Origin of the sequence: Ruminococcus flavefaciens MA2007 (genome assembly GCF_000621845.1) — a bacterium.
Lineage (GTDB): Bacteria > Bacillota > Clostridia > Oscillospirales > Ruminococcaceae > Ruminococcus > Ruminococcus flavefaciens_E.
In genome coordinates this window covers 84,110-108,399 of sequence record NZ_JHXF01000001.1, presented here as the reverse complement: position 1 = coordinate 108,399, position 24,290 = coordinate 84,110, and the positions used below count along the sequence as shown (strand labels likewise).

22 protein-coding genes are annotated in these 24,290 nt (G+C 48.2%); 12 read left to right on the top strand and 10 right to left on the bottom strand.

Annotated elements, in window-relative coordinates; all coding sequences use genetic code 11:
* The first annotated feature begins 29 nt into the window (after positions 1-29).
* Entirely contained in the window at positions 30-2,660 is a 2,631-nt protein-coding gene (gene gyrA / locus T497_RS0100605; RefSeq protein ID WP_028513942.1) for a DNA gyrase subunit A, read from the top strand.
* A 24-nt stretch (positions 2,661-2,684) separates the two neighbouring features.
* Complete coding sequence (locus T497_RS0100600) at positions 2,685-3,482, top strand: metallophosphoesterase (protein WP_028513941.1); 798 nt, start codon at positions 2,685-2,687, stop codon at positions 3,480-3,482.
* Here T497_RS0100600 and T497_RS0100595 read toward each other — a convergent pair.
* Positions 3,479-4,093, bottom strand: coding sequence for a manganese efflux pump (locus T497_RS0100595; protein ID WP_028513940.1), 615 nt, complete (start codon positions 4,091-4,093; stop codon positions 3,479-3,481). The genes T497_RS0100600 and T497_RS0100595 overlap by 4 nt on opposite strands.
* Positions 4,094-4,430: 337 nt before the next feature.
* On the opposite strand from T497_RS0100595, the gene T497_RS0100590 reads away from it, so the two are divergent.
* The 3 genes from T497_RS0100590 to T497_RS17200 are packed head-to-tail and all read left to right on the top strand — an operon-like array spanning position 4,431 to position 6,142.
* Complete coding sequence (locus T497_RS0100590) at positions 4,431-5,234, top strand: sugar phosphate isomerase/epimerase family protein (RefSeq protein WP_028513939.1); 804 nt, start codon at positions 4,431-4,433, stop codon at positions 5,232-5,234.
* Positions 5,231-5,707 (top strand): transcriptional regulator NrdR, encoded by a 477-nt coding sequence (nrdR, locus tag T497_RS0100585; RefSeq protein ID WP_028513938.1) that lies wholly within the window; start codon positions 5,231-5,233, stop codon positions 5,705-5,707. Before T497_RS0100590 ends, nrdR begins: the two co-directional genes overlap by 4 nt.
* An 18-nt stretch (positions 5,708-5,725) precedes the next feature.
* Entirely contained in the window at positions 5,726-6,142 is a 417-nt protein-coding gene (locus T497_RS17200) for a DUF4870 domain-containing protein (RefSeq protein WP_051530400.1), read from the top strand.
* 1 nt (position 6,143) lies between these two features.
* On the opposite strand, the gene T497_RS0100575 is transcribed toward T497_RS17200, so the two are convergent.
* Positions 6,144-6,548, bottom strand: coding sequence for a DUF4830 domain-containing protein (locus T497_RS0100575; protein WP_028513937.1), 405 nt, complete (start codon positions 6,546-6,548; stop codon positions 6,144-6,146).
* A 73-nt stretch (positions 6,549-6,621) separates the two neighbouring features.
* On the opposite strand from T497_RS0100575, the gene T497_RS0100570 reads away from it, so the two are divergent.
* From T497_RS0100570 to T497_RS0100560, 3 genes are all read left to right on the top strand, one after another.
* Complete coding sequence (locus tag T497_RS0100570) at positions 6,622-7,407, top strand: pseudouridine synthase (RefSeq protein ID WP_028513936.1); 786 nt, start codon at positions 6,622-6,624, stop codon at positions 7,405-7,407.
* A gap of 113 nt (positions 7,408-7,520) precedes the next feature.
* On the top strand, positions 7,521-8,651 hold the full coding sequence (locus T497_RS0100565; RefSeq protein ID WP_028513935.1) for an ABC transporter ATP-binding protein: 1,131 nt from the start codon (positions 7,521-7,523) through the stop codon (positions 8,649-8,651).
* A 131-nt stretch (positions 8,652-8,782) separates the two neighbouring features.
* The gene (locus tag T497_RS0100560; protein WP_028513934.1) at positions 8,783-10,132 is read left to right on the top strand and encodes a Sapep family Mn(2+)-dependent dipeptidase; all 1,350 of its coding nucleotides are present in this window, start codon (positions 8,783-8,785) and stop codon (positions 10,130-10,132) included.
* A gap of 170 nt (positions 10,133-10,302) precedes the next feature.
* Here the strand turns inward: T497_RS0100560 and T497_RS15370 are convergent, their stop codons facing one another.
* Positions 10,303-10,671 (bottom strand): hypothetical protein, encoded by a 369-nt coding sequence (locus T497_RS15370; protein ID WP_051530399.1) that lies wholly within the window; start codon positions 10,669-10,671, stop codon positions 10,303-10,305.
* 489 nt (positions 10,672-11,160) lie between these two features.
* Between T497_RS15370 and T497_RS0100550 the strand changes: the two genes are divergently transcribed.
* Positions 11,161-12,228, top strand: coding sequence for a sensor histidine kinase (locus T497_RS0100550; RefSeq protein WP_242839949.1), 1,068 nt, complete (start codon positions 11,161-11,163; stop codon positions 12,226-12,228).
* Positions 12,229-12,470: 242 nt separating this feature from the next.
* On the top strand, positions 12,471-13,094 hold the full coding sequence (locus tag T497_RS0100545) for a response regulator transcription factor (protein WP_028513932.1): 624 nt from the start codon (positions 12,471-12,473) through the stop codon (positions 13,092-13,094).
* 70 nt (positions 13,095-13,164) lie between these two features.
* Here the strand turns inward: T497_RS0100545 and T497_RS18640 are convergent, their stop codons facing one another.
* A complete protein-coding gene (locus T497_RS18640) occupies positions 13,165-16,440 on the bottom strand; it encodes a CotH kinase family protein (protein ID WP_051530397.1) in 3,276 nt (1,091 codons plus the stop codon).
* 475 nt (positions 16,441-16,915) lie between these two features.
* Here T497_RS18640 and T497_RS0100530 point away from each other — a divergent pair, with 475 nt between their 5' ends.
* Positions 16,916-17,662: a DUF2461 family protein gene (locus tag T497_RS0100530; RefSeq protein ID WP_028513930.1), complete on the top strand. Its 747-nt coding sequence runs from the start codon at positions 16,916-16,918 to the stop codon at positions 17,660-17,662.
* Positions 17,663-17,910: 248 nt separating this feature from the next.
* Here the strand turns inward: T497_RS0100530 and gpr are convergent, their stop codons facing one another.
* On the bottom strand, positions 17,911-18,759 hold the full coding sequence (gpr, locus tag T497_RS0100525) for a GPR endopeptidase (protein ID WP_028513929.1): 849 nt from the start codon (positions 18,757-18,759) through the stop codon (positions 17,911-17,913).
* Between the two features lie 226 nt (positions 18,760-18,985).
* On the opposite strand from gpr, the gene rpsT reads away from it, so the two are divergent.
* Positions 18,986-19,246, top strand: a complete 261-nt coding sequence (gene rpsT, locus T497_RS0100520; RefSeq protein WP_028513928.1) for a 30S ribosomal protein S20 — start codon at positions 18,986-18,988, stop codon at positions 19,244-19,246.
* A 233-nt stretch (positions 19,247-19,479) separates the two neighbouring features.
* Here rpsT and T497_RS0100515 read toward each other — a convergent pair whose 3' ends face one another.
* The 5 genes from T497_RS0100515 to T497_RS15350 form a co-directional block, all read right to left on the bottom strand.
* Entirely contained in the window at positions 19,480-19,686 is a 207-nt protein-coding gene (locus tag T497_RS0100515; protein WP_028513927.1) for a hypothetical protein, read from the bottom strand.
* Positions 19,687-19,712: 26 nt separating this feature from the next.
* Positions 19,713-20,222, bottom strand: coding sequence for a flavin reductase family protein (locus T497_RS0100510; RefSeq protein WP_028513926.1), 510 nt, complete (start codon positions 20,220-20,222; stop codon positions 19,713-19,715).
* Positions 20,223-20,335: 113 nt separating this feature from the next.
* Positions 20,336-21,091 carry a sporulation transcription factor Spo0A gene (gene spo0A, locus T497_RS0100505; protein ID WP_028513925.1) on the bottom strand — a complete coding sequence of 252 codons (756 nt, stop codon included), beginning with the start codon at positions 21,089-21,091 and terminating at the stop codon, positions 20,336-20,338.
* Between the two features lie 191 nt (positions 21,092-21,282).
* Positions 21,283-22,593 (bottom strand): hypothetical protein, encoded by a 1,311-nt coding sequence (locus T497_RS0100500; protein ID WP_028513924.1) that lies wholly within the window; start codon positions 22,591-22,593, stop codon positions 21,283-21,285.
* Between the two features lie 16 nt (positions 22,594-22,609).
* Positions 22,610-24,283, bottom strand: coding sequence for a glycosyl hydrolase (locus T497_RS15350; RefSeq protein ID WP_051530396.1), 1,674 nt, complete (start codon positions 24,281-24,283; stop codon positions 22,610-22,612).
* Between the last annotated feature and the right edge of the window lie 7 nt (positions 24,284-24,290).

Sequence of the window (24,290 nt, the reverse complement as noted above, 5' to 3'; positions counted from 1 at the left end):
AATAAATTCAATTCTCTCAGGAGGAAAAAATGCTTTACACAGACAACTCAAAGGTAATAAATACCGAGATAGTTGACGAAATGGAAAATTCCATGCTCAATTATGCCATGTCGGTAATTGTTTCCAGAGCGCTCCCCGATGTAAGAGACGGTCTGAAGCCTGTACACAGAAGAATACTGTACACGCTCCATGAAAACGGACTTACTCCCGAGAAGCCCTACCGTAAATGCGCCGATACAGTCGGTGCGGTACTGGGACGATATCACCCACACGGCGACGCGTCGGTATATGACGCTTTGGTAAGACTTGCACAGGACTTCTCTATGAGATATCCTCTTGTCGACGGTCACGGAAACTTCGGCTCCATTGACGGCGACGGACCTGCGGCTTACCGTTATACCGAGGCTAAAATGGCAAAGCTCACCCTTGATATGCTCACGGATATCAACAAGGAGACCGTTGACTTCGTATCCAACTACGATGACCGTCTCAAAGAGCCTGCCGTACTTCCCTCACGTTTCCCGAATCTTCTGGTAAACGGCTCTGTAGGTATCGCCGTTGGTATGGCTACAAATATACCTCCCCACAATCTGGGTGAGGTAATCGACGCATTACAGCTCCTTATCGACGATCCCGACTGTACCCTTGAACAGCTCATGGAGCACATTCAGGGACCTGATTTCCCGACAGGCGGCATAATCATGGGCAGAGCGGGTATCCGCGCAGCCTATGCAACAGGAAAGGGCAAGATAACTCTCCGCAGCCGTACTCACTTTGAGGAGATAAAGGGCAGAAACTGCATCATCATCGACGAGATACCCTATATGCTCCGTAAGGAGAGACTCCTCAAGAGCATAAGCCAGCTTGCAAGAGACAAGCGTATCGAGGGACTTTACGACCTCCGCGACGAGTCCGACAAGGAGGGTATGAGAGTCGTTATCGAGCTGAAAAAGGACGCTGTACCGAATATCGTCCTCAACAAGCTCTTTGCGCTGACACAGCTTCAGGACACAGTTGGTATCATCATGCTTGCTCTGGTAAACAACGAGCCTAAGATACTCACTCTGAAGCAGATGCTCCAGCACTACCTTGACTTCCAGGTAGACGTTATCCAGAGAAGAACACGATTCGATCTCCGCAAGGCTCTCGAAAGAGCCCATATCTTACAGGGCTTCGTGCTTGCGGCAGACCATATCGACGAGGTAATAGATATCATACGTTCCAGCTCTACCGTTCAGGAGGCTAAAGACCGCATGATAGAGCGCTTCAAGGACGTTGATATGTCAGCTCTCCTTGACCGCGCACAGTACGACCTCACAGGACTTCACATCGAGGCTCAGACAGGTCTCTCACAGGAACAGGCTGAGGCTATCGTTCAGATGAGATTAGGACAGCTGACAGGTCTCGAAAGACAGAAGATAACCGACGAATTATATGCACTTCTCACCAAGATATCCGACTTTGAGGATATCCTCGCAGACGTTAACCGCGTATATCAGATAATCATGGACGACCTCAACGTTATCCGCAAAAAGTTCAGCGACAAACGCCGCACTGACATCGAAAATGTCAGCGGTGAAGTCGATATCGAGGACCTTATCCCCGAGGAGGACTGCGTTGTTACTCTCACAAACAACGGCTACATCAAGCGTATGCCGCTGACAGAGTACAAGACACAGCATCGCGGCGGACGCGGAATCACGGGCATGAAGCAGCGTGATGAGGACTTCGTGGAGGAAATGTTCATCTGCGGCTCTCACGACAATATCCTGTTCATATCCAACAAGGGTATCATGTACAAGCTGAAATGCTATGAAGTTCCCGACGGCTCAAAGGCTTCGAGAGGCTTCAATCTCATAAATCTGCTTCCTCTCACCGAAAATGAGAAGATAGCGGCTATGATAAAGACCACTGACTTCAACGATGACAAGTTCATCACCATGGTCACAAAGAACGGCAAGATTAAGAGAACTAACCTCTCACTCTACAAGAACGTCCGCAAGAACGGTCTTATCGCTATAGGACTTGACGAGGGCGACGAGATTGAGGGAGTTCGTATGACCGACGGCAATGCTCAGCTCTTCGTTGCAACTCATAACGGTATGGCTATCCGCCTTGAAGAGAGCAAGATAAGAGCTATGTCACGTTCAGCTCACGGCGTAAGAGCAATCAAGCTCCGTGACGGCGACTACGTTGTAAGTATGGCAAGAGTCCGCGAGGGAGCTTCGCTCCTTACCGTTACCGAGAACGGCTACGGCAAAAAGACCGACCTTGACAGCTATCGTATACAGAACCGCGGCGGTTACGGACTTACCAACTATAAGGTCGATGATATACGCGGAAAGGTATGCGGTATCAAGATAGTTGACGAGGAAGACGATATTATCCTCGTATCCAGCGACGGTATCATCATCAGAATACTTGCCAGCGATATCCGTATCATGGGACGTATCGCAAAGGGCGTCCGCGTTATGAGAGTCAACGAGGGTGCTAATGTAGTTGCATTCACCCGTGCCGAGCACGACGACAATGCCGAGACCGAAAAGGTAGAGCAGCTCACAGAGGAGCAGCTCAAGGAGGCAGAAGCTGAGGCTGCACTTGAGGAGCAGAACGAGGTAGTTGTCGATGAAGAGCCCGATGACGACGATAACGAGGAATAATTACCCCACCATAAGGAAAAAACATTGATATATTTTTTGATTGCAGCAGTAATATTTCTGCTCTATGCCGTATTTGAGAACTTCTTTCTGCTTGTTGTCAGGCGCGAAAAGCTTGGCAGCGGCATTAAGATAGTACATCTTTCCGACCTGCACAAGCGGTGCTTCGGAGAGGGAAACTCTCGGCTGTGCCGTAAGGTAAGAGCAGAAAAACCCGATATCATCATATTCAGCGGCGACCTTGTATCAAGGTCAATAATCACCCTCAGCAATGCTGAGGCGGCGCTGAGGGAGCTGTGCGAAATAGCTCCCGTGTATATGATATACGGAAACCACGAGCAGAGCATTTCCGAGGAAATGCGGGGCGAGCTTGAAGCAATGTTTGAGCGGAACAAGCAGATAATGCTGAAAAACCAGCATACCACCGTGAATATCCGAGGCAGAGAGCTGAAAATATACGGTCTTATGGAGCATTACGGCGTCTATAAGAAAAACGGCGGCTACCGCGACCTTGACGTTATCGACAAGGCTTACATTGAGGAAAAGCTGGGAAAATGCCCCGAGGGCGAGGTACTGCTCATTGCACATAATCCCTTTTTCGGCGAAGCATATGCGGAATGGGGCGCTGATTACACCTTCAGCGGTCATGTACACGGCGGTATAGTGCGGCTTTTCGGAGTTGCAATGCTGTCACCTGAGCGCAAGTTCTTCCCGAAATATGCCAAGGGAGTGTACGACTTTGGCGGCAGGAAGCTCCTTGTTTCGGCAGGTCTTGGAAAAATGAGACTTTTCTGTCCTCCCGAGATAGTGGTATACGAAATTTAAGCTGATACTACGGCAAAAATAATGAGAAATAATCCTCCCGTCCACGAGAGATCGTGGTTCAGGGAGGATATTTTTCTGCCCGTTAGAGAGCCGAGGATAAGTGCGGCAGCTCCGCATATGAATACCGCCGCCGCTGCGCCTGCGGCAGATATATCAGAGCCGCCGCAGCTGAGTCCCGTAGCGGCAGCGTCAAGGGAGCCTGCAAGGGCAAGGACAGCGGCTTCGCCTATGGACAGTACCTTTGAGCTGTCCATATCAACGGCTGAATCGTCGAGACAAAGCTTGACGAAAACAGAAAGCTCTCCCATTTTCAGGGAAATACCGTCCCTGTCGGAGATACGCCTGATGATGTTTCGCAGAATGCTTTTTGCGATATTCAGCGAGCCGATAGTGATAAGCACTACAGTGCCGATGATATGGATAGTATGGGACGTGATAAATCCCGAAATAATATCAGAAAGGGTAACGGAAATAAATAAAATCGCTGCCGAGAACATATCTATTATGAAAGCGGAGCTGAGTGGTATCCTTACGCCGCTGTTGCAGCAGGCAGCCGCCGCGAGATAAATGTCGATACTGACGATAAAAGCGAGAAAAAACTCTTTCAGCAAAATAAACACCTCCGCAATATGATATGCAGGGCTGCAGAAGAATGACATTGTTTTTCAGTTGAGAGTTGAAAGTTATGGTATCGCCTGCGGCGATATTATTTAAATTATGTTAGCGGAGCGAACACATTAACTCTCAACTCTTCACTCTCAACTCTAAACTAAGATATTATTTTTTATTGGCTTTCGGCTTGAATATGGTATAAGCGCAGAGCACGCGCAGCCATTTTCGCGCTGAAAATGCAAAAAAAAGTAAGTTTTTTTTCCGCGAATGTTGCTTTTTTTATGACTTTATGATATAATACCTATGTGTATCGTTATATTGTTGGGAGGGATAATTTTGATAGCAGGTGTTTCTACAGCTTGCCTGTATCCCAAGCCCATTGAGGAGTCTCTTTACGAGCTTGCAGTCAACGGAGTTTCTACCGTTGAGCTGTTCATAAATACTCATTCAGAGCTGAAAAAGGGCTTCGCTCACGGCATTGCCAATCTTATGAAAAGATTCGATGTCAAAAGCCCCTCCGTACACCCGTTTACCTGCGAGATAGAACCGCAGATGTTCTTTTCGGAGTACGAGAGAAGAATTGACGATATGCTTGAATATTACAAGCTTTACTTCCGTTTTATGAATATCGTGGGAGCCGATATATTCGTTTTTCACGGCGGAAAACCCACTTCCATATGTACTCCCGAGTTTTACTGCGAAAGGTATTCAAGGCTTTTCCGACTGGGTAAGGAATTCGGCATAACAGTGGCAGTCGAGAACGTTTCGCGGTGCAAAAGCGCTTCATCGGTATTCGTAAAAGAGATAAAGAATATGCTCGGCAATGAGTTTGCCTTTGTACTCGATACAAAGCAGGCTCTGCGCTCCAATGAGAACCCCCTGAAATTCCTCGACGCAGTGGGTGACAAGATATGCCACGTCCATATAAGCGATTCGGGAGAAATGGGAGACTGCCTGCTTATAGGCAGAGGAAGATTCAATTTTAAGCAGTTCTTTGAAAAGCTTGCAGTATACAATTCGGATTGCAGCGTCATCTTGGAGCTTTACAGAGGCGGCTTTTCGGGTATAAGCGACCTGATATCCAGCTATAACAAGCTCTGCAGGATGACTGAACCTTACGGCAGGGAGCAAAGATTATGAAGTGTCCATACTGCGGATATGAAGAATTAAAGGTAATAGATTCACGCCCTGTTGATGACAAGACAAAAAGGCGGCGTGAATGCGTCAGGTGCGGCGAAAGATTCAATACATTTGAGGCTGTTGAAGTGCCTCTGCTTATGGTGGAAAAAAGAGACGGCAGCGTTCAGCTCTTTGACAAGACAAAGCTGATAAACGGCATAGTCTCGGCAATAAAAAAGCGTCCTGTCTCAGCTGAAAAGGTCAATGAGATAGCTAATTATGTTGAGAATTACTACGCAAACGCCCTGAGAACAGTTGCAAAATCCACTGAGATAGGCGAGCTGGTGCTTGACAGGCTCAGGGAGATAGATCCCATATCCTATATAAGATTTGCGTCTGTTTACAAGGATTTTACGGATATAGACAGCTTTGTAGCGGCTATAAGCGAATTTGACGGAAAAAAACAAAAAACGGAAGAATATTCCGAATTATAATCTACGGAGGTTTTTACTATGAGCAATGGCACACCAAACGGAACAAATGGTTTTTTTGAGAAACTCGACATTTTTCTTGAGAATTTCAATGACATCAACACCGAAAAAACATTTGCCGAGGCAGATGTAAAGAAGCATTCTGCAATCGCTATCATTGCATATCTTATCCCTATTCTTTTCTTCCTGCCGATTTGTATGGACGGAAACTCCACATACAATAAATTCCACGCAAATCAGTCCCTGACATGGCTCATCATAGCTCTTATCATCGGCATTATATTTGCAATTTTAGGATTTATCCCGATCTTAGGCATTATTTTCAGAATACTCTGGCCTTTTGTTTACCTTGGAATATGTTTCTTTTATGGATACGGCGCTTACAAGGGCAAAGCTTACAAATTCCCATTCGTAGGAAGCCTTCTCAACGTATTCTGATTCAGCTCACAGGCATTTTTATACTGCCGCTGTCCTCACTGTAGACCATTGAGGCTACGGCAGTATTATCGCATACAAGGAGCTCTGCAAGCATTTTTTTGTTCTGTGGGCTGTAGTTTTTCACCTCATAGACGAAAAGTCTTGCGTTTCTGCCTGCATAACGGCGGAGAGGAAGTCCCTGCTTATCCTGCATGAGGGCGTATTCCTCATAGACAGAGGAAAAGCTCTCGGGGATAGTCACGCATCTTTCGGATATCTCCTCTACCTCCCAGCCGTGAGAGGCAAAGTAGCTTATGCGCTGAGCGGCATTTTCGGCGGCTATGCTGACTGCTGATGTATCGTCATTTGCAGTACACGCCGCAAGAGCAAATGCAGCCGCAGCAGCCATAAATATAATTTTTCTCATATTATCAACTCCTGTATTGTTATAAGTAGATTCTATTCACCCAAGTCCGTACATTATGCCGAAAGGAGTCTCAATGGCGCAGATAAGACTTGATAAATTCATATCCGAGCGCACAGAGTACTCCAGAAGTCAGATAAAGGAGCTTGCGGCAAAGGGTAGGATAACCGTTGACGGCGTTACCGCAAAGCGCTCTGACGTCAAGATAGACGGCAATACGGCTGTAGTGAGCGTATGCGGTCAGGAGCTGAAAAGCTCACGGTACAGATATATACTGCTGAACAAGCCGCAGGGCTATGTCTGCTCTACCGACGACAAGGACGGAGAGACCGTGATAAAGCTCATTCCGCCCGAAATGCGGACAAAGGGTATGTTCCCCGCAGGGCGTCTCGACAAGGACAGCACAGGGGCTCTGCTCATCACAGACGACGGCGAGCTGGCTCACCAAATATTGTCACCACGCCGAAAAATAACCAAAATTTATATTGTGAAACTTGCCAGACCATTTGAAAATAATTATATTAACAAATTTGCAGAGGGCATTAAACTCGCCGACGGGGAGACTTGTCTGCCTGCTCGTGTAAAATCTGCGGAAAATAGCGATAAACTGGCGATGATACAAATTTGTGAAGGAAAATATCACCAAGTTAAAAGAATGTTCGCAGCTGTGGGCAATCACGTAGAGCGACTGGCGCGCGTTTCACTGGGAGCTTTGATTTTGCCCGAAAAACTGGCGATAGGACAGTGTATGGAATTATTGCACAAAGATGTTGAAAACTTGTTCAAACCACAGGATTTTGACCTTTTTTACAGTCAATTTTTCCCTGTTTTTTCGGCAAATCTAATAAACAACGATTTATAACTTTGGCAATTTAGCAACTTGAAAAATTTTGCAAAGTATGGTATCATATTATCATAGCTGATAGCGGAAAAAAATATATCGGCACAATTTTATACTGGAGGAACAGATTAAAAATGGCAGGCTTAACACTTAAAAACATTTATAAGAAATATCCGGGCGGCGTTGTCGCTGTTTCAGATGTAAATTTAGAGATAAGAGATAAGGAGTTTATCGTTCTTGTTGGACCTTCCGGCTGCGGTAAGTCAACAACTCTCCGTATGATCGCTGGTCTCGAGGAGATATCAGAGGGCGAGCTTTATATAGGCGACAGACTCGTTAATGATATCGCTCCTAAGGACAGAGATATCGCAATGGTTTTCCAGAACTACGCTCTTTACCCTCACATGACAGTTTTCGAGAACATGGCTTTCGGTCTTAAACTCCGTAAGGTTCCTAAGGACGAGATCGAGAGAAAGGTAAACGAGGCTGCTAAGATCCTCGACCTTACACACCTCCTCGACAGAAAGCCAAAGGCTATGTCAGGTGGTCAGAGACAGAGAGTTGCTCTCGGTCGTGCTATCGTTCGTTCACCTAAGGTATTCCTTCTCGATGAGCCTCTCTCAAACCTCGATGCTAAGCTCCGTGCTCAGATGAGAACCGAGATCGCTAAGATCCACAAGAAGCTGGGTACTACATTTATTTACGTAACTCATGACCAGACAGAGGCTATGACAATGGGTGACAGAATCGTTTGTATGAAGGATGGTTTCGTTCAGCAGATCGATACACCTCAGAACCTCTACGAGAACCCTGTAAACAAGTTCGTTGCAGGCTTCCTCGGCTCACCTCAGATGAACTTCATCGACGCAGAGCTCAAGGAAGAGTACGGTCAGTATATCGTTGAATTCGGCGCAACAAACGGCAGAGGCAACAGATATCAGATCATCGTTCCTGAGTCAAAGGTAAACGAAGACCTCGGCGCTTATGTTGGCAAGGAGATCATTCTCGGTGTACGTCCTGAGTCTATCCACGACGAGGAAATGTACCTTTCAAATGCTTCTACAGGTGTTATCGACGCTAACGTTGAGATCACAGAAATGATGGGTGCTGAGACATACCTCTATCTCCTTTGTGAGGGTATTCCGCTCACAGCAAGAGTTAGCCCAAGATCAACAGCAAGACCTGGTGACGACATCAAGGTTGCTATTGATCCTAACAGAATCCATATCTTCGATAAGGAAACTGAAAAGGCTATTGTAAACTGATTAATTCTTTTCATATTTATCCTTTCTTTCTTGGTACACAGCGCCGCAAGACGTTGTGTACACGCAAATCACCGCAGTATATACTGCGGTTTTTTGCGTTATAGGAATAATTTAAGCTGCAGGAGAATACAATGAGCAAAATAAGAGATTATCTTGAAGCCCACAAGCAGGAAATGATAGACTTTCTTGCGGAATTAGTGGCGATACCAAGCGTTCAGGGCGAGGCTGAGGAGGGCTTTCCCTTCGGAAGAATGCCTGCTAAGGCTCTGGAAACTATGCTGAAAAAGTGCGGGGAGTTCGGTTTTACTGTTGACAATGTGGAAAACTACGCAGGCTCGGCGGATATAAACTCGCTTCCTGCGGAGCTTGCCGTGCTGACACATCTGGACGTAGTCCCCGTGGGTACAGGCTGGACCACAGAGCCCTATGTACTGCGCCATGAGCCCGATACAGACAAGCTTGTAGGCCGCGGAGCTATCGACGACAAAGGTCCGGCAGTAGCGGCTCTGTTTGCCGCAAGAGCCGTTAAGGAGCTGGGAATGCCGCTTAAAAAGGGCATACGTCTTATTTTCGGCACAAATGAGGAAAACGGTTCCGCAGACCTTGCATACTACCGAAAAAAGCGCGAATTACCGCCAATGGTGTTCACTCCCGACGGCGAGTACCCCGTGATAAACTCCGAAAAGGGTATGCTGAGAGTTTATTTTTCAACAGAATGGTCTTTGCCTGTTGAAATCAAGGCTGGAACTGTTATAAACGCCGTTCCGTCTGAATGCAGGATAACATCGACTTTTGATCCTAAAACAGGCTGCGGAGTATTTTTCGATACGGAAACAGGAAAAACAACTAAGATTACGGAAAAAAAGACTCATGTTGAGACTATAAACGGCGTTTCAGCTCATGCTTCGACTCCCGAAAAGGGCAAAAATGCTATCACGAAGCTTCTTTCGGCTGGCAGGATAGACTGTGAGCCCATGAACGAGCTGAAAAAGCTCTTTCCCCACGGCGAGTTCAGCGGAAAGAGCTGCGGACTTGGCTTCAGCGACGATATATCGGGCGATATGACCTGTGTGCTGTCAATGCTTAACACCGAAGACGGCAGACTTCACGGTGCTATTGATATACGTTTTCCGCTTGACCGCACAAAGGCAGAGATAAGCGATATCATCTGCGGAAGACTTAGTGCGGCTGGCTTTGATATCGACTCCTGCGAGGGAGTTGAGCCCCACTGCACCGACGAAAACAGCGAGTTCGTGCAGGCGCTTCTCCGCGTATATGAGCGTGTTACAGGCGATAAGGGGCGCTGTATAGCCATTGGCGGCGGCACCTACGTCCACGAGATAGAGGGCGGAGTTGCCTTCGGTGCGGAGTTCCCCAACGAGGACGGTCATATGCACTGCCCCGACGAGTTCATCACAGTGGAGAATCTGCTGAAAAATGCGGAGATTATGGCAGAAGCTATGGCGGAACTGTGCTGTTGATTAATTATAAAGGAAAGATTTTGACGTTTCTTAAAAATGAAATTGCTCGTACATTGTGCTGTAAGCGATGTACGAGCATTGATTTTTAAGAAAGTGAGCGAGTTTACGAGCGACAACGTGGTCGCGGTCGAGCTGGCTCAGCTCGAGGCGGACTTTAAGTCCGCCTTTTGCTATCTGTCTGTTTTATTGGTAGTAGTTGACTTTTCGCCGTCGTGCTCCTTTTTGCCGTCAAGACCGTCAATAACGTCGTCCACAGCGTTCTGAGCGCCGTCGATGACGTCCTTGCCAGCATCGCCTGCACCGCCGACTATATCCTTGCCTGCGTCGCCGATACCGTCGGCAGCGTCGTCTATTCTGTCCTTAACGGAGCTATCCTGCCTTCTGTCGGTTGTGCTCTCGTATCTTTTTTCAGTTGTGCTTTCCTCCATTACTGCGCCGTTTCCGTCGTCGGTGTAATGACCGTCGTTATTGTCTCCGCAGCCTGTAAGAGTTGCACAAACAGTAAAAAATATGGAGCATATTGCTAAAAGCTTTTTCATACAAATCATATCCTTTACAGAGTTTCGCTGTGGAGTCGTTTTCCACAGCGTATTTTTATTGTTTACTCATTTTCCCTGATTATCCACAGCCTTTTCAACTTTTTACCCCTTCCAGAAACTGTATTTTACGTTATTTTCCACTCTTTCAACAGAGTTATCAACAATCGAACAAATGAATCCACAGTCTATTCAACACCGTGTTGAAAACTTTTCCACCCCTCTGTGAAATGAAATTAGGACTATATTGCTATTTTTTTCTGTAAAAAGGAAAATTGACTGAGGTCATTTTTTCGCTATATATGTATGAAAAACTTGTTTGTGCACCTTTCCGTGATATTTTGTGTTTTATATGCTATTAAGCGGCGAGCCGCCGCAGCCTTTTTCGCGTTGTAATATCAACAAAAGGGAAAGTTTTTTCCGCGATTGTTGCTATTTATAAGCTTTTATGCTATAATTGATGCAAAGCATTTATCAAATCAGAAAGGCGGTGTGAGATTGAACAGACTTATCGACAAACTTGCGATTCTTCTTTTGTGCATGATGAGCCTTGCTATGAGCGACAGCTTCATTGAGCCTGTTATCGTGGCTATTACGGCAGTCACGGCTTCTGCGGCTGCACAGCTCCTGACGGGCAAAGCGGCAGCTTCAGTGATAATAGCCGCCTGTTCGCTGGCTTGCGGAGTATATCCGCTGTTCCTATGTATGATACCGCTGATGCTGTACGACGCGCTTTGGGAGAAAAAATGGTGGCTGGTGCTGCCTGCGGCGGCAGTTTTGAGGAATATCGGCGACATGAGGATAATGCAGATAGTCATGACCTTGGCTGCCATAGCAGTCACCGTAATAATATATCACCGTGTTTCGGGACTTGAACAGACCGTCACGAAGCTCACACTGCTCCGTGATGAGATAGCAGGAAAGAACAGACAGCTGGGCGAGCAGAATCTCCGACTTGCGCAGGCTCAGGACAACGAGATACACCTTGCCACTCTAAAGGAGCGCAACCGTATAGCTCGTGAGATACACGACAATGTGGGACATATGCTCACGCGCTCGCTTTTGCAGTCGGGAGCTCTCATCGTCATCAACAAGGACGAGCAGCTCCGCGAGCCGCTGGAGAGCCTGAAAAGCACTCTCGACAGTGCTATGACCAGTATCAGGGAGAGCGTTCACGACCTCCATGACGACTCCATAGACCTGAAAAAGGTAATCGAGGACAGCATAAGCAGCGTTGACAGCAGGTTCACGGTCATGCTGGACTGTGACGTAAGCGAATACATGGCAGGCAATGTGAAGCTCTGTATGATAGGCGTGGTCAAGGAGGGGCTGTCCAATGCGGTGAAGCACTCCACGGGAGATAAGATAAGCATTATCGTCCGCGAGCACCCTGCATTCTATCAGCTCATGCTGGAGGACAACGGCAGCTGCTCGGAGATAAAGGAAAGCGGCATAGGCTTGAAGAATATGCGTGACCGCGTGGAGGCGCTGAAAGGCAGGATAAGCTTTACGCCTTCTGCCGAGGGATTCAAGATATTCGTTTCAATTCCGAAGCAGTAGATTTTGTAGGGGCTGGCGTCCTCGACAGCCCATTAAGGGACGCCCTCTCTTGCAGGGCGTCCCTCTTCCAAAAACAGTCCACTGGACTGTTTTTGAAATTCACCCTTGCGGAGCGCTTTGTAACTGCGGGGCTTTGCCCCACACCCCACCAGAGGCGCTGCCTCTGGACTCTGCCAAAGGAACACAGTCCCTTTGGAATCCCGTTCATGGGTTCATTAAGTTATTACGTAAAAGGAGAATTTATGAATATAGTAGTGATAGACGACGACAAGCTTGTAGCGCTGTCGCTGAAAACAATTCTTGAAAGCACAGGCAGTATCACTGTTGCCGCTATGGGTTCGAGCGGCGAGGAGGCAATAGAGCTCTACCGTCAGCACTGTCCCGATATAATGCTCATGGATATCCGCATGGAGGGCATGACAGGTATAGAAGCAGGCGAGGTCATACTGAAAGAAGCTCCCGAGGCTAAGATACTCTACCTCACCACATTTTCCGACGATGAATACATAGTCAAGGCGCTGAATATGGGCGCAAAGGGCTATATACTGAAGCAGGACTTCGACGGCATAGCTCCTGCCCTTGACGCGGTAATGCGCGGACAGAGCATATTCGGCGACAAGATAATCAATAAGCTCCCCGAGCTGACAGTGCCTAAGAAATACGACTTTGCCGCTCATGGCATAAGCGACAAGGAGCGCGAAATCATGGAGCTTGTGGCGTTAGGTCTCAGCAATAAGGAGATATCCGAGAAGATATTCCTCGGCGAGGGAACTATCCGAAACTATATCAGCAATCTCCTCGATAAGCTGGAGCTCCGCGACAGGACACAGCTTGCAGTGTATTATTATACAGAGGTAAAATCATAAACAGGATATAAAAAAACAGCGAAGAATTTATCTTCGCTGTTTTTTATGAAGGTGGTATAGTAGAATTCGATTATTTAGTAGGAAGCTCCTTTATAAGACCAAGGAGATACTTCTGTATAGCCAGAGCGTCCTCTGTAGTAACACCGTCGTTGTTGCCTGTTACATCAGCGTTTGCGTAGCCGACCTCTGTGATATGATGATTATCACTGCCCTTTATGCCGAACTTATTGGGGTTAGCAAGGCTCTGCATGATGATAACTGCGTCTGAAAGGTCTACCTGACCGTCGTTGTTAGCGTCGCCGTACTTTGTTACCTTAATATCGTCATTCTTTGTTGTGGTGAATGTTACCTGTACTGATGTTGTCGTTGTCTTGGAAGTAGTAGTTGTAGTAGTTACAGGCTTTGTTGTTGTGATTACAGGAGCGCCGCCCTCTTTATATACAGCCTTGATAGATACGCCCTCGCTTACGGGAACTGTTATCTCGTCTGATGAGGTATCGCTTACTGTTGCGCCTGTTACCTCCCAGTGGTCGAAGCTGTAGCCTTCCTTGGCTGTAGCCTTTACGGTTACAGGATAGTCTGTGAAGTACTTTCCGCTCCATGTGCTGAGAGAATCGTCAAGCTTGATAGTATTGAACTTTACAGAGCCCTTGCTGCCGTCGTTGCTTACTGATACGCTTGCAAGACTGCCTGTAAGGCCCATGTAGCTCTTCATCTGGCTTGTAACGTTGCTGTATCTTGTATTGTAGAATGTTTCGAGGAGCTGATAATCCTGATCGAATGTAGACTCATTGTGAATGTTCTTGGATGACGGGAAGCGCTTGTATGTATCAAGGATCTGCTGCTTGAAGCCCTTATAGTAGTTTATAGCAGCTGTAGTCTTGTTTGTGTCGAAGTTGTAGTTTGCCATATCCATGAAGCTGAGCTCGAACTGCTTCTTGAATTCTGCGTTCTTCATGAGGTTGGTGAAAGCTCCGCTGAGAGAGCCGCCGCCGCCCATGAAGCCGCCCCAGCCGCCCATACCGCCGCCGCCGCCGAACTGGCTGAAGCTGTTGTAGGTAGGACCTGTTTCGTTTACCTTGTCTGCAAGATTTGCAGCATACTCTGTATCAAAGAGCACCATGCGCCACTTGCCGTCTGCGTAAGGATTCTCGGGATCAACTGTATTTGCACGCCATACGCCTGTGTTGTTGCTTGGCCAGTCCTTGTTAGCCCAGTATATCTGAGCTGCGAAGTAGTCGATAAAGCTCTGGATATCCAGCTTTTCAGCTATCTGCTGATAAGCTGCGTCGCTTGTCATATCAGCGCTTGAGATCTGGCTGAGAAGGCTGTTCCACTCGGTGAGATCCTGATCGTTGCCGTCCTCAAGAGAACCGTTCTTGATGAATGAAACGTCGTTCTTCTTGATACCGTAGTGTGACTTGAAGTAATCTGTGTTGTACTTCTCCATGAGCTGATAGATGCCCCAGAATTCGCCGTCGATGAAGAGTATGCACTCGCTTGTAGCCTGAGTAGCCATATCTCTGTCGCCAACGAGAGACTGGTTCACTGAGTCACGGAAGAAGCCAGCCATGTTGTCGTTTCCGCCGTTTCTTATAGTGAAGCCGTCGAATGTGTCGATGACCTTGTTATTCTTTTCCTTGGTTGACTTGCCCTCGAAGAGGTCATACTCAACACTGCTCTTGCCGTAGTCCTGACGAGCGAAGATGTTGAAGCTCTTCTGAGCCCATGCACGGGAAGCTGCGCCCTTGGTTCTGATGCCGACGTTCTGGGAAACAACGCTCTTGCCGTTCTCGAATATCTCGATATTTGCAGGACGCTCCCATTCTGAGCCCTTCTGGTTGTAGTTAGCCTGAGACATGAATGCGAAATCTCCCATTCCGCCGCCGCCGAAGCCGCCCATGCCGCCGAAACCGCCAGCGCCGCCAGCCTGCTGACCGTCGCCGCCAGCTGCGCCGCCGAACTGGCTCCAGTCGAATCCGCCTGCGCCGCCAGCCTGCTGACCGTCGCCGCCTGCTGCGCCGCCAAACTGGCTCCAGTCGAATCCGCCTGCCTGCTGTCCGTCGCCGTTCATCTGACCAAAGTTGCCGAAACCGCCTGCAACTGCATTTGTAACATCTTCATCTGCATTGACTACAGGACCGCCTGCACCGCCGAGCTGTATATCGCCCATATTGAAGCCGCCCTGCTGACCGCCGAAGTTCATACCGCCGCCCTGCTGACCGTTGCCCTGCTGCTGACCGCCCATGTTCCAGTTGCCCATGTTGAAGCCGCCCTGCTGCTGTCCGTTCTGTCCCTGAGCAGGCTGTCCCTGTCCCGGGTTGCCCCAGTTGCCCATGCCGGGGAAGGTCATGCCTCCGCCGCCCTGGTCGTAAACCTTGCCCAGTACGTAGATACCCTTGTCGTAATCGAAGAGGTTATCGGGATCTGTAACCAGTGAGATGACCTTCATCTTCTTGTATCTTTCAACGTTAGCTGAGCCAACGAAGTATGTCTTTGTGATGATATCGCTTGCTCTGCCCTGCGAGTCAACAGCTACAGCGCGGACTACAGCAGCCTTGAGAACGCCCTCATCGGGAGCGAGGACATCTGTATAAGCTGTGATATCTGTCCTTGCGCTGTATTTGTTGGGCTCGCTTGTCATATCCTTTATTGTAAGAGGAGAGGAATACTTTTCTGAGGAAGCTGTAGGATCGCTTCCGTCTGTTGTATAGTAAACTGTAGTTCCCTGTGGTACTTCGATAGAGAGTGAGAAGCCATTGTCATAGAATCCGCTCTCTGCTGAGAAAGAGGGAGTTCTTACAGCGTTTGAGCCCTCGGGAGCCTTGTTTTCAGCGTTTGGAGTGCCTGCCAGCACATAGAACTCGCCGCTGCCGTCGGGATACTGACCGTATGAGGTATCCTTAGCCATATCGCCGAATGTTACCTGTGAAGCGATATTGCCTGCCTTATCTGTAAGTGTGAGAGTCTCGCCGCTGGTTGAAAGACCGAAAGGAGCTATCTCCTTGTTGGTCTCGCCTGCTGTGCCGTCGCAGAAGATTATCTTTCTGCCGCCTGCCTGAAGAGTAGTGCCCTCAGGGATAGTGAAGCGATAGGGTGTCTCCGCCTTGTCTGTGATACCCCAGCCGCTGATGTCTACAGCGCTGCCTGAGCCGTTGTAGAGCTCTATCCAGTCATATGTGCCGCCGTCGGGTGCAGCATATGAACCGTTCTTCGGACAAACCTCGTTGATAGTAACAGTGCCTGCCGCAGCAGCCTGACTTGCAGGAATAAGACCTGCTGTGACGAGGAGCATAGCAAGGCTCATGATACCTGCGCCTGTTCGCATAGCTGATTTTTTGAACATAAAACGTCCCTCCAATGTAATTTTTCATGTTTTTGAGCGTGATACCGCCCGATTTTTCGATTAATCTTTAAGTAGATAATAAATAAATAGTCTTAAAATAATCTTAAAGCAAACTGAAAATGAAAAATATGGAAAATGAACTTAAAGTTCAATATATCGGGATATTTGGCAATTTCAGAATAACATTATCACCAAATGAAGTCAACTAACAACGCAAATTTTGAATAAATTATGAAAAAGTCAGCAATAAATGAAACGTTCTGTGCATAAAAGGTGTACTGAATATCCAGAAAAAACCGCTTGACGTCCCCGTAAATATAGGGTATCATATTGTATGGGCGCTTTCCGAGCGCCCGTGATACATCTAAAAGATACATTATGTAGGGGCTGGCGTCCTCGACAGCCCGATATGATAAAATAATAACGGGGCGATGTAGGCATCGCCTCCTACAATATGAAAAGGGAGAAAAACGCAATGTTTCAAGGTTTTTCGCAGGAAGCACTGGAATTCCTGCTTGGTATAAGACACAACAACAATAAGGACTGGTTCGAGCCGCGGAAAAAGATATACACCGAGAAGATATTCGAGCCTATGAAGGCTCTCGGCGAGGAGCTTTTCGCGCCCTTTGCCGATACAGACGGCATGATGTACAAGGTGGGCAGGATATACCGCGACGAGAACTTCGCGCCCTATCTACACTACCGCGATACCATGTGGATATACGTCCGCTATGACGCGTGGTACTGGAACAAGACTCCCACGCTGTATTTCGAGCTTTCTCCCGAGGGAGCGGAGTTCGGCTTCCGTATCTCCAAGCCCGAAGCCGCCGTCATGGAGCGTTTCCGCAGCGGACTTCTCGAAGACGCGGAACCGTTTATCAACATGGTAGATGAACTTGTTGAAAACTGCGGACTTACTCTCGGCGGCGACGAGTACAAGCGGAAAAAGCCCTGTCCCGTACCCGAGCTGGAGCGCTTCTTTATTAAAAAAGGGCTGAGCCTTTACACAAAGGTCAGCGAGCCAGCGGAGCTTTTTTCCCGAAAAATAGCCGAGCACACCGCCGAGGTGTTCAAGGCATTGCAGCCTGTAAATGACTATTTCCACGAAATTGTTGAAATTGAGGAGCTGGCAAAGGCTATCGAAAAAGAGGACAAGCTCCAAACAGAGCCCGAGCCCGAGATAAACATGGTAAAAGCTCCCGATGTTGAATTCATGTGGTGAGCAGCGTGACGCTGCACCCTTGCCCCGTTGCCGCTTGCAAGCTCGCTCACAATGATTAAAACCGTTACCTGTACATCGCTTACGGCACATTGTATATTATATGCGGAATGTAGGGGCTGCCTTTGGCAGTCCGCGCCTAACGTAATAAATATGATTAACCGTATTGTAGGGGGCGATGACCACATCGCCCCGAATATTTTGATTATTCCATGCATAATAATTATGAATTATGCATTATGCATTATGAATTAAAACAGCCCTCTTACGTCCTCAAAGCTGAGAGTCGGCTGCAATGCGAGATTTATCCCGAATGCAAGGAGCTGAGAGGCTCTTTCGGTCAGTCGGTCTATATCACGGGGAGTTACCATCATGTTGGGCAGCTCCCCGTTTATGCTTTTTCCCGTGAGGCTTCTCACTATGGTATGCATATCCACAACTGTGGGGACTCCCACAGCTATAACGGGAATGTGGAAAAGCTTCTCCGAGAGCTCCTGCCGACGGTTGGAAACGCCGCTCCCCGGGGAAATTCCCGTGTCCGTGAGCTGTATCGTCGTGCCGAGACGGCTAATATCCGTGCAGGCGAGGGCGTCAATGGCGATTATGGCGGCAGGGCGGAGCTCCGCCGATATTGCACGGACTATCTCCGCAGTCTCGATACCCGTCTGTCCCATGACTCCTCCTGCAAAGGCGCTGACAGGTCGCAGTGACGTGAGAAAGTGCTCCTCGCCGCTGTCGAGCTCGCCGCGCAAATGCCGCGTAGCAAGCACCTTTGCGGCAGTCTGGGGACCTATGGCGTCGGGAGTTATATCGTTGTTGCCAAGTCCTACCACAAGGACCTCCCCCTCGGGCAGAAGTGCGGCGAGCTCCTGCGAAAGCTCCTGAGCCATGAGCTGATAATCGTCGGAAAATCGGCTCAAACTGCTGCCCTCAAGGGTGATGTAGCGTCCCCTGCCCTTGCCGATAGCGTCAAGGCAGCTGTCGTCGTCGATGATGATCTCCGTAATGTCGAAGGCTCTCCCACGAGTGGAGATGTGAACGTTTTCGGGAAGGCTGTCAGCTGAGAAGCTTTCAAGCGCCAGATCTGTGCGTATTTCCATATATTCCTCCATATTGTGCATATTGCTTTAATTGTGGAAAATATTTCTAAGGATAATTTCACTTTTAACTATTGAAAACAATGTGGAAAAATGCTATAATTATATTTGTCTCAGTATGGCAGCTGTGCGTTGCAGCTGTCGGGAGTGAACGAACCCGTGTTTGCTCCTATTATCTGTAAGATGCGGACGAATATACAGTCTGCATTATCCAAGGAGGTGTAACAAAATGCCAAACATTAAGTCTGCTAAGAAGAGAGTAAAGGTTAATGCAACAAAGGCTGCTGCTAACAAGGCAAGAAAGTCTAATCTCAAGACTATCCTCAAGAAGGCTGACGCTGCTGTAGCAACAGGTTCTGCTGATAAGGCAGAGGCTATCAAGGTTGCTATCAAGAGAGTTGACCAGGCTTGCGCAAAGGGTCTTATGCACAAGAATAAGGCTGCAAGAAAGAAGTCACAGCTCGCTAAGAAGCTCAACTCTGCTGAGTAATCGGTCTCTTTAATATAAGAATCAAAACCCCTTGCGGACAACTCACGGTCTGCAAGGGGACGTTTTTTTATCAGTTATTAGTGATTAGTGCATAGTGATTAGTTATGTAAGGTCGCCCTTACAATGGTTTATTAAAGTTTTTATTGATTTACGGGCGAGCGGAACTCGCCCCTACATGACTAACAACTAATCACTAAAAATGCGTGATAAACAAAGTTTATCACGCATTTTTCTTAACTCATCTTAGATTTAGCAACCTCGCGGAGAACGTGCTCCATGACCTCCTCGGGAGTAGGCACCTTGCCCTTGCCTATCTTATTTATAGGCGCATTGGGATCCTTGCAGGCTTCTGCAATGGACTTCTCTATCTCGCGCTTTACTTCTTCCTCGCTGACTCCGTTTTGTCTTGCGATGCTTTTGAAAATATCGTTGCTTTTCATTCGACCTCTCCTTTAAAACAGTGTTTTTATTCCTTTACATATACGCCGACTATCTCTGAGATATATGCGCGGTGGTAAGCGTCGCCGTTGAAGAACTTCTCAGGGATACCGTCGTCTGTGATGAAGCCGCTCTCCTGTAAGTCGTAGCTGTAGAGCTTACGGCATACAAGTACCAGCTCTGACTCTGCAAATGTCACACAGCCGTCTATCTCAGCAGGAGTAAGACCTGTTTCCTTTGCCTTGTCGCAGTCTCTGCCCGAATGTGAGCCGCAGAAGGAAAGGGCTTTTCTGTATTCCTCGCCGAGGAATGAAACCGTATAGCACTTGTTATCCTCGATATATCCGTATGTATAGCGTGTAGGTCTTACATAGCAGGTAAGTACGTTCTTGTTCCAGAGAACGCCAAGCTGTCCCCACGAAGCGGTCATGGTATTGAAATTATCCTTGTTTCCGCCTGTGAGAAGCATCCACTGCTTGCCGATCTTCTCAAAGGGATTGAATGAAAGCTCATTGATCTCGATTTTTTTGAAAGCCATGATAAATCTCCTTTTTTATTTTTTGTTATGTCGAGTCTCTTCTCCGCTGTAGGTCGGGGTGAGGCTTTTTTTACTATAATATGATATTCGGGATCATCACGGCTTATACAGCATCAGTGGGTTCTCAGCGCTGATTTATAGCGCAGTCTCAGCTTATCTGTGATAAGTGCGATAAATTCCGAATTTGTGGGTTTTCCTTTTCCCGTATCTACTGTGTAGCCGAAAAAGGAATTGAGAGTATCCACGTTGCCCCTGTCCCATGCTATCTCGATAGCGTGACGGATAGCGCGTTCAACGCGTGAGGACGTAGTATCGTAGATACCTGCCACAGTGGGATAAAGCAGCTTTGTAACGCTGTCCAGCAGAGTTTTGTCCTCTATAGAGTAGAGTATAGCTGTTCTAAGATAGTGATACCCCTTTATATGGGCAGGAACGCCCAGCTGGTGTATCATATCGGTGACTACTACCTCCATATCGTCGCTGAAGCTGCTTGCTCTGTCGCCGAGTGCGGAGTTTATAGCGGCGCACAGGTCGTCTGCACTGCAAGGACGGAGCAGGAACTTTGAAGCACCGTTCTCGATGACCTGTTTTTCGATAAACTCGTTGTCATAGGCAGAGGTGACGATGAAAACAGGCGGCTTTACGCCCATTTCACGTACAGTTTTCATAAGGGATATGATATCGCCGTTCTGTGACGATATATCCAGCACAGCCGCGTCGGGGGGATCCTTTTTTATGGATTCCAGTATAACGCCGCAGTCCTTGCGCCTTGTATAGGCATACATACCCTTTTCGCGGAGCTTATTGGCTGTGCTCACGCCTGTTTCGGCAGAGTCGTCGCCGATAAGTACCTTGATCTTGTTATTCATATTTTATACCTCCTTTTGCATGGCAGTCTCATGACCGCAATATCAATGATATCACATCGCAAAAGGAGCAGCAACGGCTAATTATAGGACTTTCTGCGTTATTTATTCGGGAAATGCCGCAAATTATAAGTGTAATAAATCGCCGTCGAAAGCTGCTGTCGCATAAAACTGAAAATCTATGAATAAAGCGGTTATTTCCGCTTTTTTCTGTGAAGGACGCCCTCCGACATTTCTCTTACTCTTGTACCCTCGGGGAAAAGCTTGTCGGCAAGCTTCTGCAAAGCGTTCTTTTTGACTGTTTCTGTATGAACGGGAGCAAGCTTAGGCTCGCTGGCGGCTTTACTCCACTTTTTCTTCACATTATCGGAAAGATAGGGTATTATTTTATTCCTATCGCCGATATAGCTGTGCAATTCGAGGAATTTTAGCGGCAGCTGACAGCCTTCGCCGCCGTATTTCCCGAGAAAGTCGCCGAAGTGGAAGTCCAGCATCTCCTCGAAATCCCTTTTTCCGTCCATAATGCCCTTATTGTTCTTCATGCCCTCGATGAGAGCCTTCTGCTGGTCGTTTTCGGGCTCAAAGTCCTCAATGAAGCCCAGAGGTCCCAGCACTATGAAGCCTATCATGTGGTCATCGCCGCAGAAGTCGCTCTTTGGCGCTTTTGTCTGCGGTATATCGAAGCCGTAGGCGGCATAAAGGGCAAATGCACATCTCAGCGCCATGAACTTATCCTCGTCGATATCGTAGAGGTGTTCTTCCTCAACGTAGCCGCGGAGCCTGCCCGACTTTACCATGAGCTGGAGCACGGGCTGAAGCATAAGCGAGCGCATACCCTTTACAATGGGCGCTTCAACGTCATTGGCGAAGTTTCCGCCGATATGGAGGATATTCCCTGCGCTTGTGCCCGATTTCTTGATAACGGCGTCGAGATAGGCGCTTCCTGCGGAATCGGGGATATTCTGCTCGGCAGGGATAACTATGGCGTCATATGAGCCGTATCCGCAGTTGCAGAGCACCTTGACCACCACATCTCTCGGATAGTAAGAGTCCGAGACGATTATGACCTTATGGCGGCAGTCCTTGGCTTTATCGAAGAGAAGCTTTCCCATTTTACGCGGAAAGGCGAAATGCTCAACAAGGTCGCATTCCCTTGTCATCAGCTTTTCCCTTGCCGTCGGGGGAAGTCCGCTTATCTTCATGAATATGTCGTATATCTTTTCAAGGGTGACGTTGCTTTTGAGGGCGTATTTCTTCTCGGCAGCCTTCTGCGCCTCTATTCTCAGCTCGGAAAAGGTCTTGCTGCCCGTGCTGAACATTGCGAAGTCTTCCTCCATGAAGAGGAAGATGTCCTCATTCCGTGAAAACGGCATAAGCACCAGCGTATCCCACATCTTGAAGCTCGTGGCGGAGTGGTCGTTGCGGGACACCTCATGTAGCATTTTCACGGTCAGTTCGTCCTGCGGCGGAGAATTATGCCGCAGTGGTGAAAATTCGTCGTTCATGCCGCACCTCTTTTCGTTATTTTGCGGTTGTCGTCGGAGCCGATGATGTCTCCGCTTCTTTTTCCTTTTCCTTTGGCTCGATGCCGCGCATTTTCTGATACTCGTCAAGAGTCATGGCGCCGTCGGAGTTGTATGCTCTTATAAGAGCGTCCTTGCTGGTGAATTCCTCGTTGTATTCGCCCTTTTCGTTCTGAACGTACTTGCCGTACCAAACGCCGAAGAATGACCATACTGCGTTGTCGCGGAAAGCCGTGTCCATATCGGGAACGCTTCCGCATTCGCTGATAGCGATGAGCTTATCCGTGCCCGTGAACTTCTGAACAGCGGCAAATTCCTCATAGAATCGGCTGCCGTAGTCCTTTTCGCCGTTGAAGTAAAGGTCAACTGAGGCTATATCGAATGTACGCTTGTCAACCATAGCGCTGTTGCTCTGACCGTTCCATATCCAGATGAGGTTGTCCAGCTCGAAATACTTGGTAAAGCGGTCGTAAATGAGCTTCCAGAGCCATTTATAGCCCTCAGAGCCCTTTGCGCCCCACCAGTACCAGTCGCCGCAGCCCTCGGGGAGAGGTCTCCACAGCACGGGAACTCCTCTGTTTTTCAGCGATATGAGCTGACCTGCCATATTGTCTATATCAAGTAAAAGTCCGTAGCATTCCTTGGAAATATCGCCCTTGCTGTAGAGCTCGCGGAGCTCTTCCTCCGTAAGCTCGGCAATTTCCTTGTCGGTGACAGCTTTGGAAATATCGAAATCAGTGTCCTCTGTGCGGACGGCGCTCTTTTTCTCCGAGGGCGACTTCCAGTACCAGCTCACGCAGGAAATACCGCCGTTCAGGTACCATTCCGCAGCCGCGTCCACTTCCTTGAAGCTTGCGTCGTAGCTGTTGTCGGGGACTTCAAAATTCGAGAAGCGTATAACAGGGTATTTGCCTGTGGTTCGGTAAACAAGGTCAAGCTCAGAGTTGTCGCCGCCGTAGGCATACTGACCTGTTATCATATATTTTCCGTAGTTCTCGGAGAGGAATGACATGAGCTCCTTTGCGGATTCCCCTGCCTTTTTGTTTACAAGCTCGCCCTTTGCGTCGTAGCTTATATCGCTGAGGGAGGTATTGTTCTCAATTTTGAGATAATCAAGGCACATATCGCCGTTTTCGGGAGTAATTTCAAGCTTTTGCTTGCCCTTTGTGAGGAAAACGCCGTAAATGGTGATATAGGTGAACTTTCCGTTGTCGGTAGTCCTGAACTCGGTGAGCTGCTCGTCGCCCAGCTTCAAGCGGCAGGTAACAGCCTTGTCCGTTGAGATATTGAAGGAAAGGTCGTAGTGCTGATTGCTGGGTACGTCTATCTCGAATACCACCGAAGCCTTGCCCTCGCTGCCGAAGCCTGTAACATAGCCGTCGCCGCTGAATTCGGGCAGGTCTGTGGCAGCCTTGGCGCCGCCTTTCAGTTCAGCCTTTTCAGCCTCGTAAAGATTGCCCGAGGCTTTCTTTTCTATCTCGGGATAGGTCACGGGATAGTCGGGAAAGGTCTCAACAGGTACGGCAGTAGTTGGCTCTGCGGTCTTTTTAGCGGTAGTTTCCTCCACTATAGGCACAGAAGCCGTCATTTTGTTTTTCTTGTCGCAGGCTGCAAAAGCCGAAGCGGCAGCTCCCACAGCACAGGCGAGAGCTATTATCTTGCGAATATCCATTTATTCC

Bases quoted from the DNA above. Each gene is read 5' to 3' on its own strand.
- gyrA (WP_028513942.1), top strand. From the start codon at position 30: ATGCTTTACACAGACAACTCAAAGGTAATAAATACCGAGATAGTTGAC.
- nrdR (WP_028513938.1), top strand. From the start codon at position 5,231: ATGAAGTGTCCATACTGCGGATATGAAGAATTAAAGGTAATAGATTCA.
- T497_RS17200 (WP_051530400.1), top strand. From the start codon at position 5,726: ATGAGCAATGGCACACCAAACGGAACAAATGGTTTTTTTGAGAAACTC.
- T497_RS0100575 (WP_028513937.1), bottom strand. From the start codon at position 6,548: ATGAGAAAAATTATATTTATGGCTGCTGCGGCTGCATTTGCTCTTGCG.
- T497_RS0100570 (WP_028513936.1), top strand. From the start codon at position 6,622: ATGGCGCAGATAAGACTTGATAAATTCATATCCGAGCGCACAGAGTAC.
- T497_RS0100565 (WP_028513935.1), top strand. From the start codon at position 7,521: ATGGCAGGCTTAACACTTAAAAACATTTATAAGAAATATCCGGGCGGC.
- T497_RS0100560 (WP_028513934.1), top strand. From the start codon at position 8,783: ATGAGCAAAATAAGAGATTATCTTGAAGCCCACAAGCAGGAAATGATA.
- T497_RS15370 (WP_051530399.1), bottom strand. From the start codon at position 10,671: ATGAAAAAGCTTTTAGCAATATGCTCCATATTTTTTACTGTTTGTGCA.
- T497_RS0100545 (WP_028513932.1), top strand. From the start codon at position 12,471: ATGAATATAGTAGTGATAGACGACGACAAGCTTGTAGCGCTGTCGCTG.
- T497_RS18640 (WP_051530397.1), bottom strand. From the start codon at position 16,440: ATGTTCAAAAAATCAGCTATGCGAACAGGCGCAGGTATCATGAGCCTT.
- T497_RS0100530 (WP_028513930.1), top strand. From the start codon at position 16,916: ATGTTTCAAGGTTTTTCGCAGGAAGCACTGGAATTCCTGCTTGGTATA.
- gpr (WP_028513929.1), bottom strand. From the start codon at position 18,759: ATGGAAATACGCACAGATCTGGCGCTTGAAAGCTTCTCAGCTGACAGC.
- rpsT (WP_028513928.1), top strand. From the start codon at position 18,986: ATGCCAAACATTAAGTCTGCTAAGAAGAGAGTAAAGGTTAATGCAACA.
- T497_RS0100515 (WP_028513927.1), bottom strand. From the start codon at position 19,686: ATGAAAAGCAACGATATTTTCAAAAGCATCGCAAGACAAAACGGAGTC.
- T497_RS0100510 (WP_028513926.1), bottom strand. From the start codon at position 20,222: ATGGCTTTCAAAAAAATCGAGATCAATGAGCTTTCATTCAATCCCTTT.
- spo0A (WP_028513925.1), bottom strand. From the start codon at position 21,091: ATGAATAACAAGATCAAGGTACTTATCGGCGACGACTCTGCCGAAACA.
- T497_RS0100500 (WP_028513924.1), bottom strand. From the start codon at position 22,593: ATGAACGACGAATTTTCACCACTGCGGCATAATTCTCCGCCGCAGGAC.
- T497_RS15350 (WP_051530396.1), bottom strand. From the start codon at position 24,283: ATGGATATTCGCAAGATAATAGCTCTCGCCTGTGCTGTGGGAGCTGCC.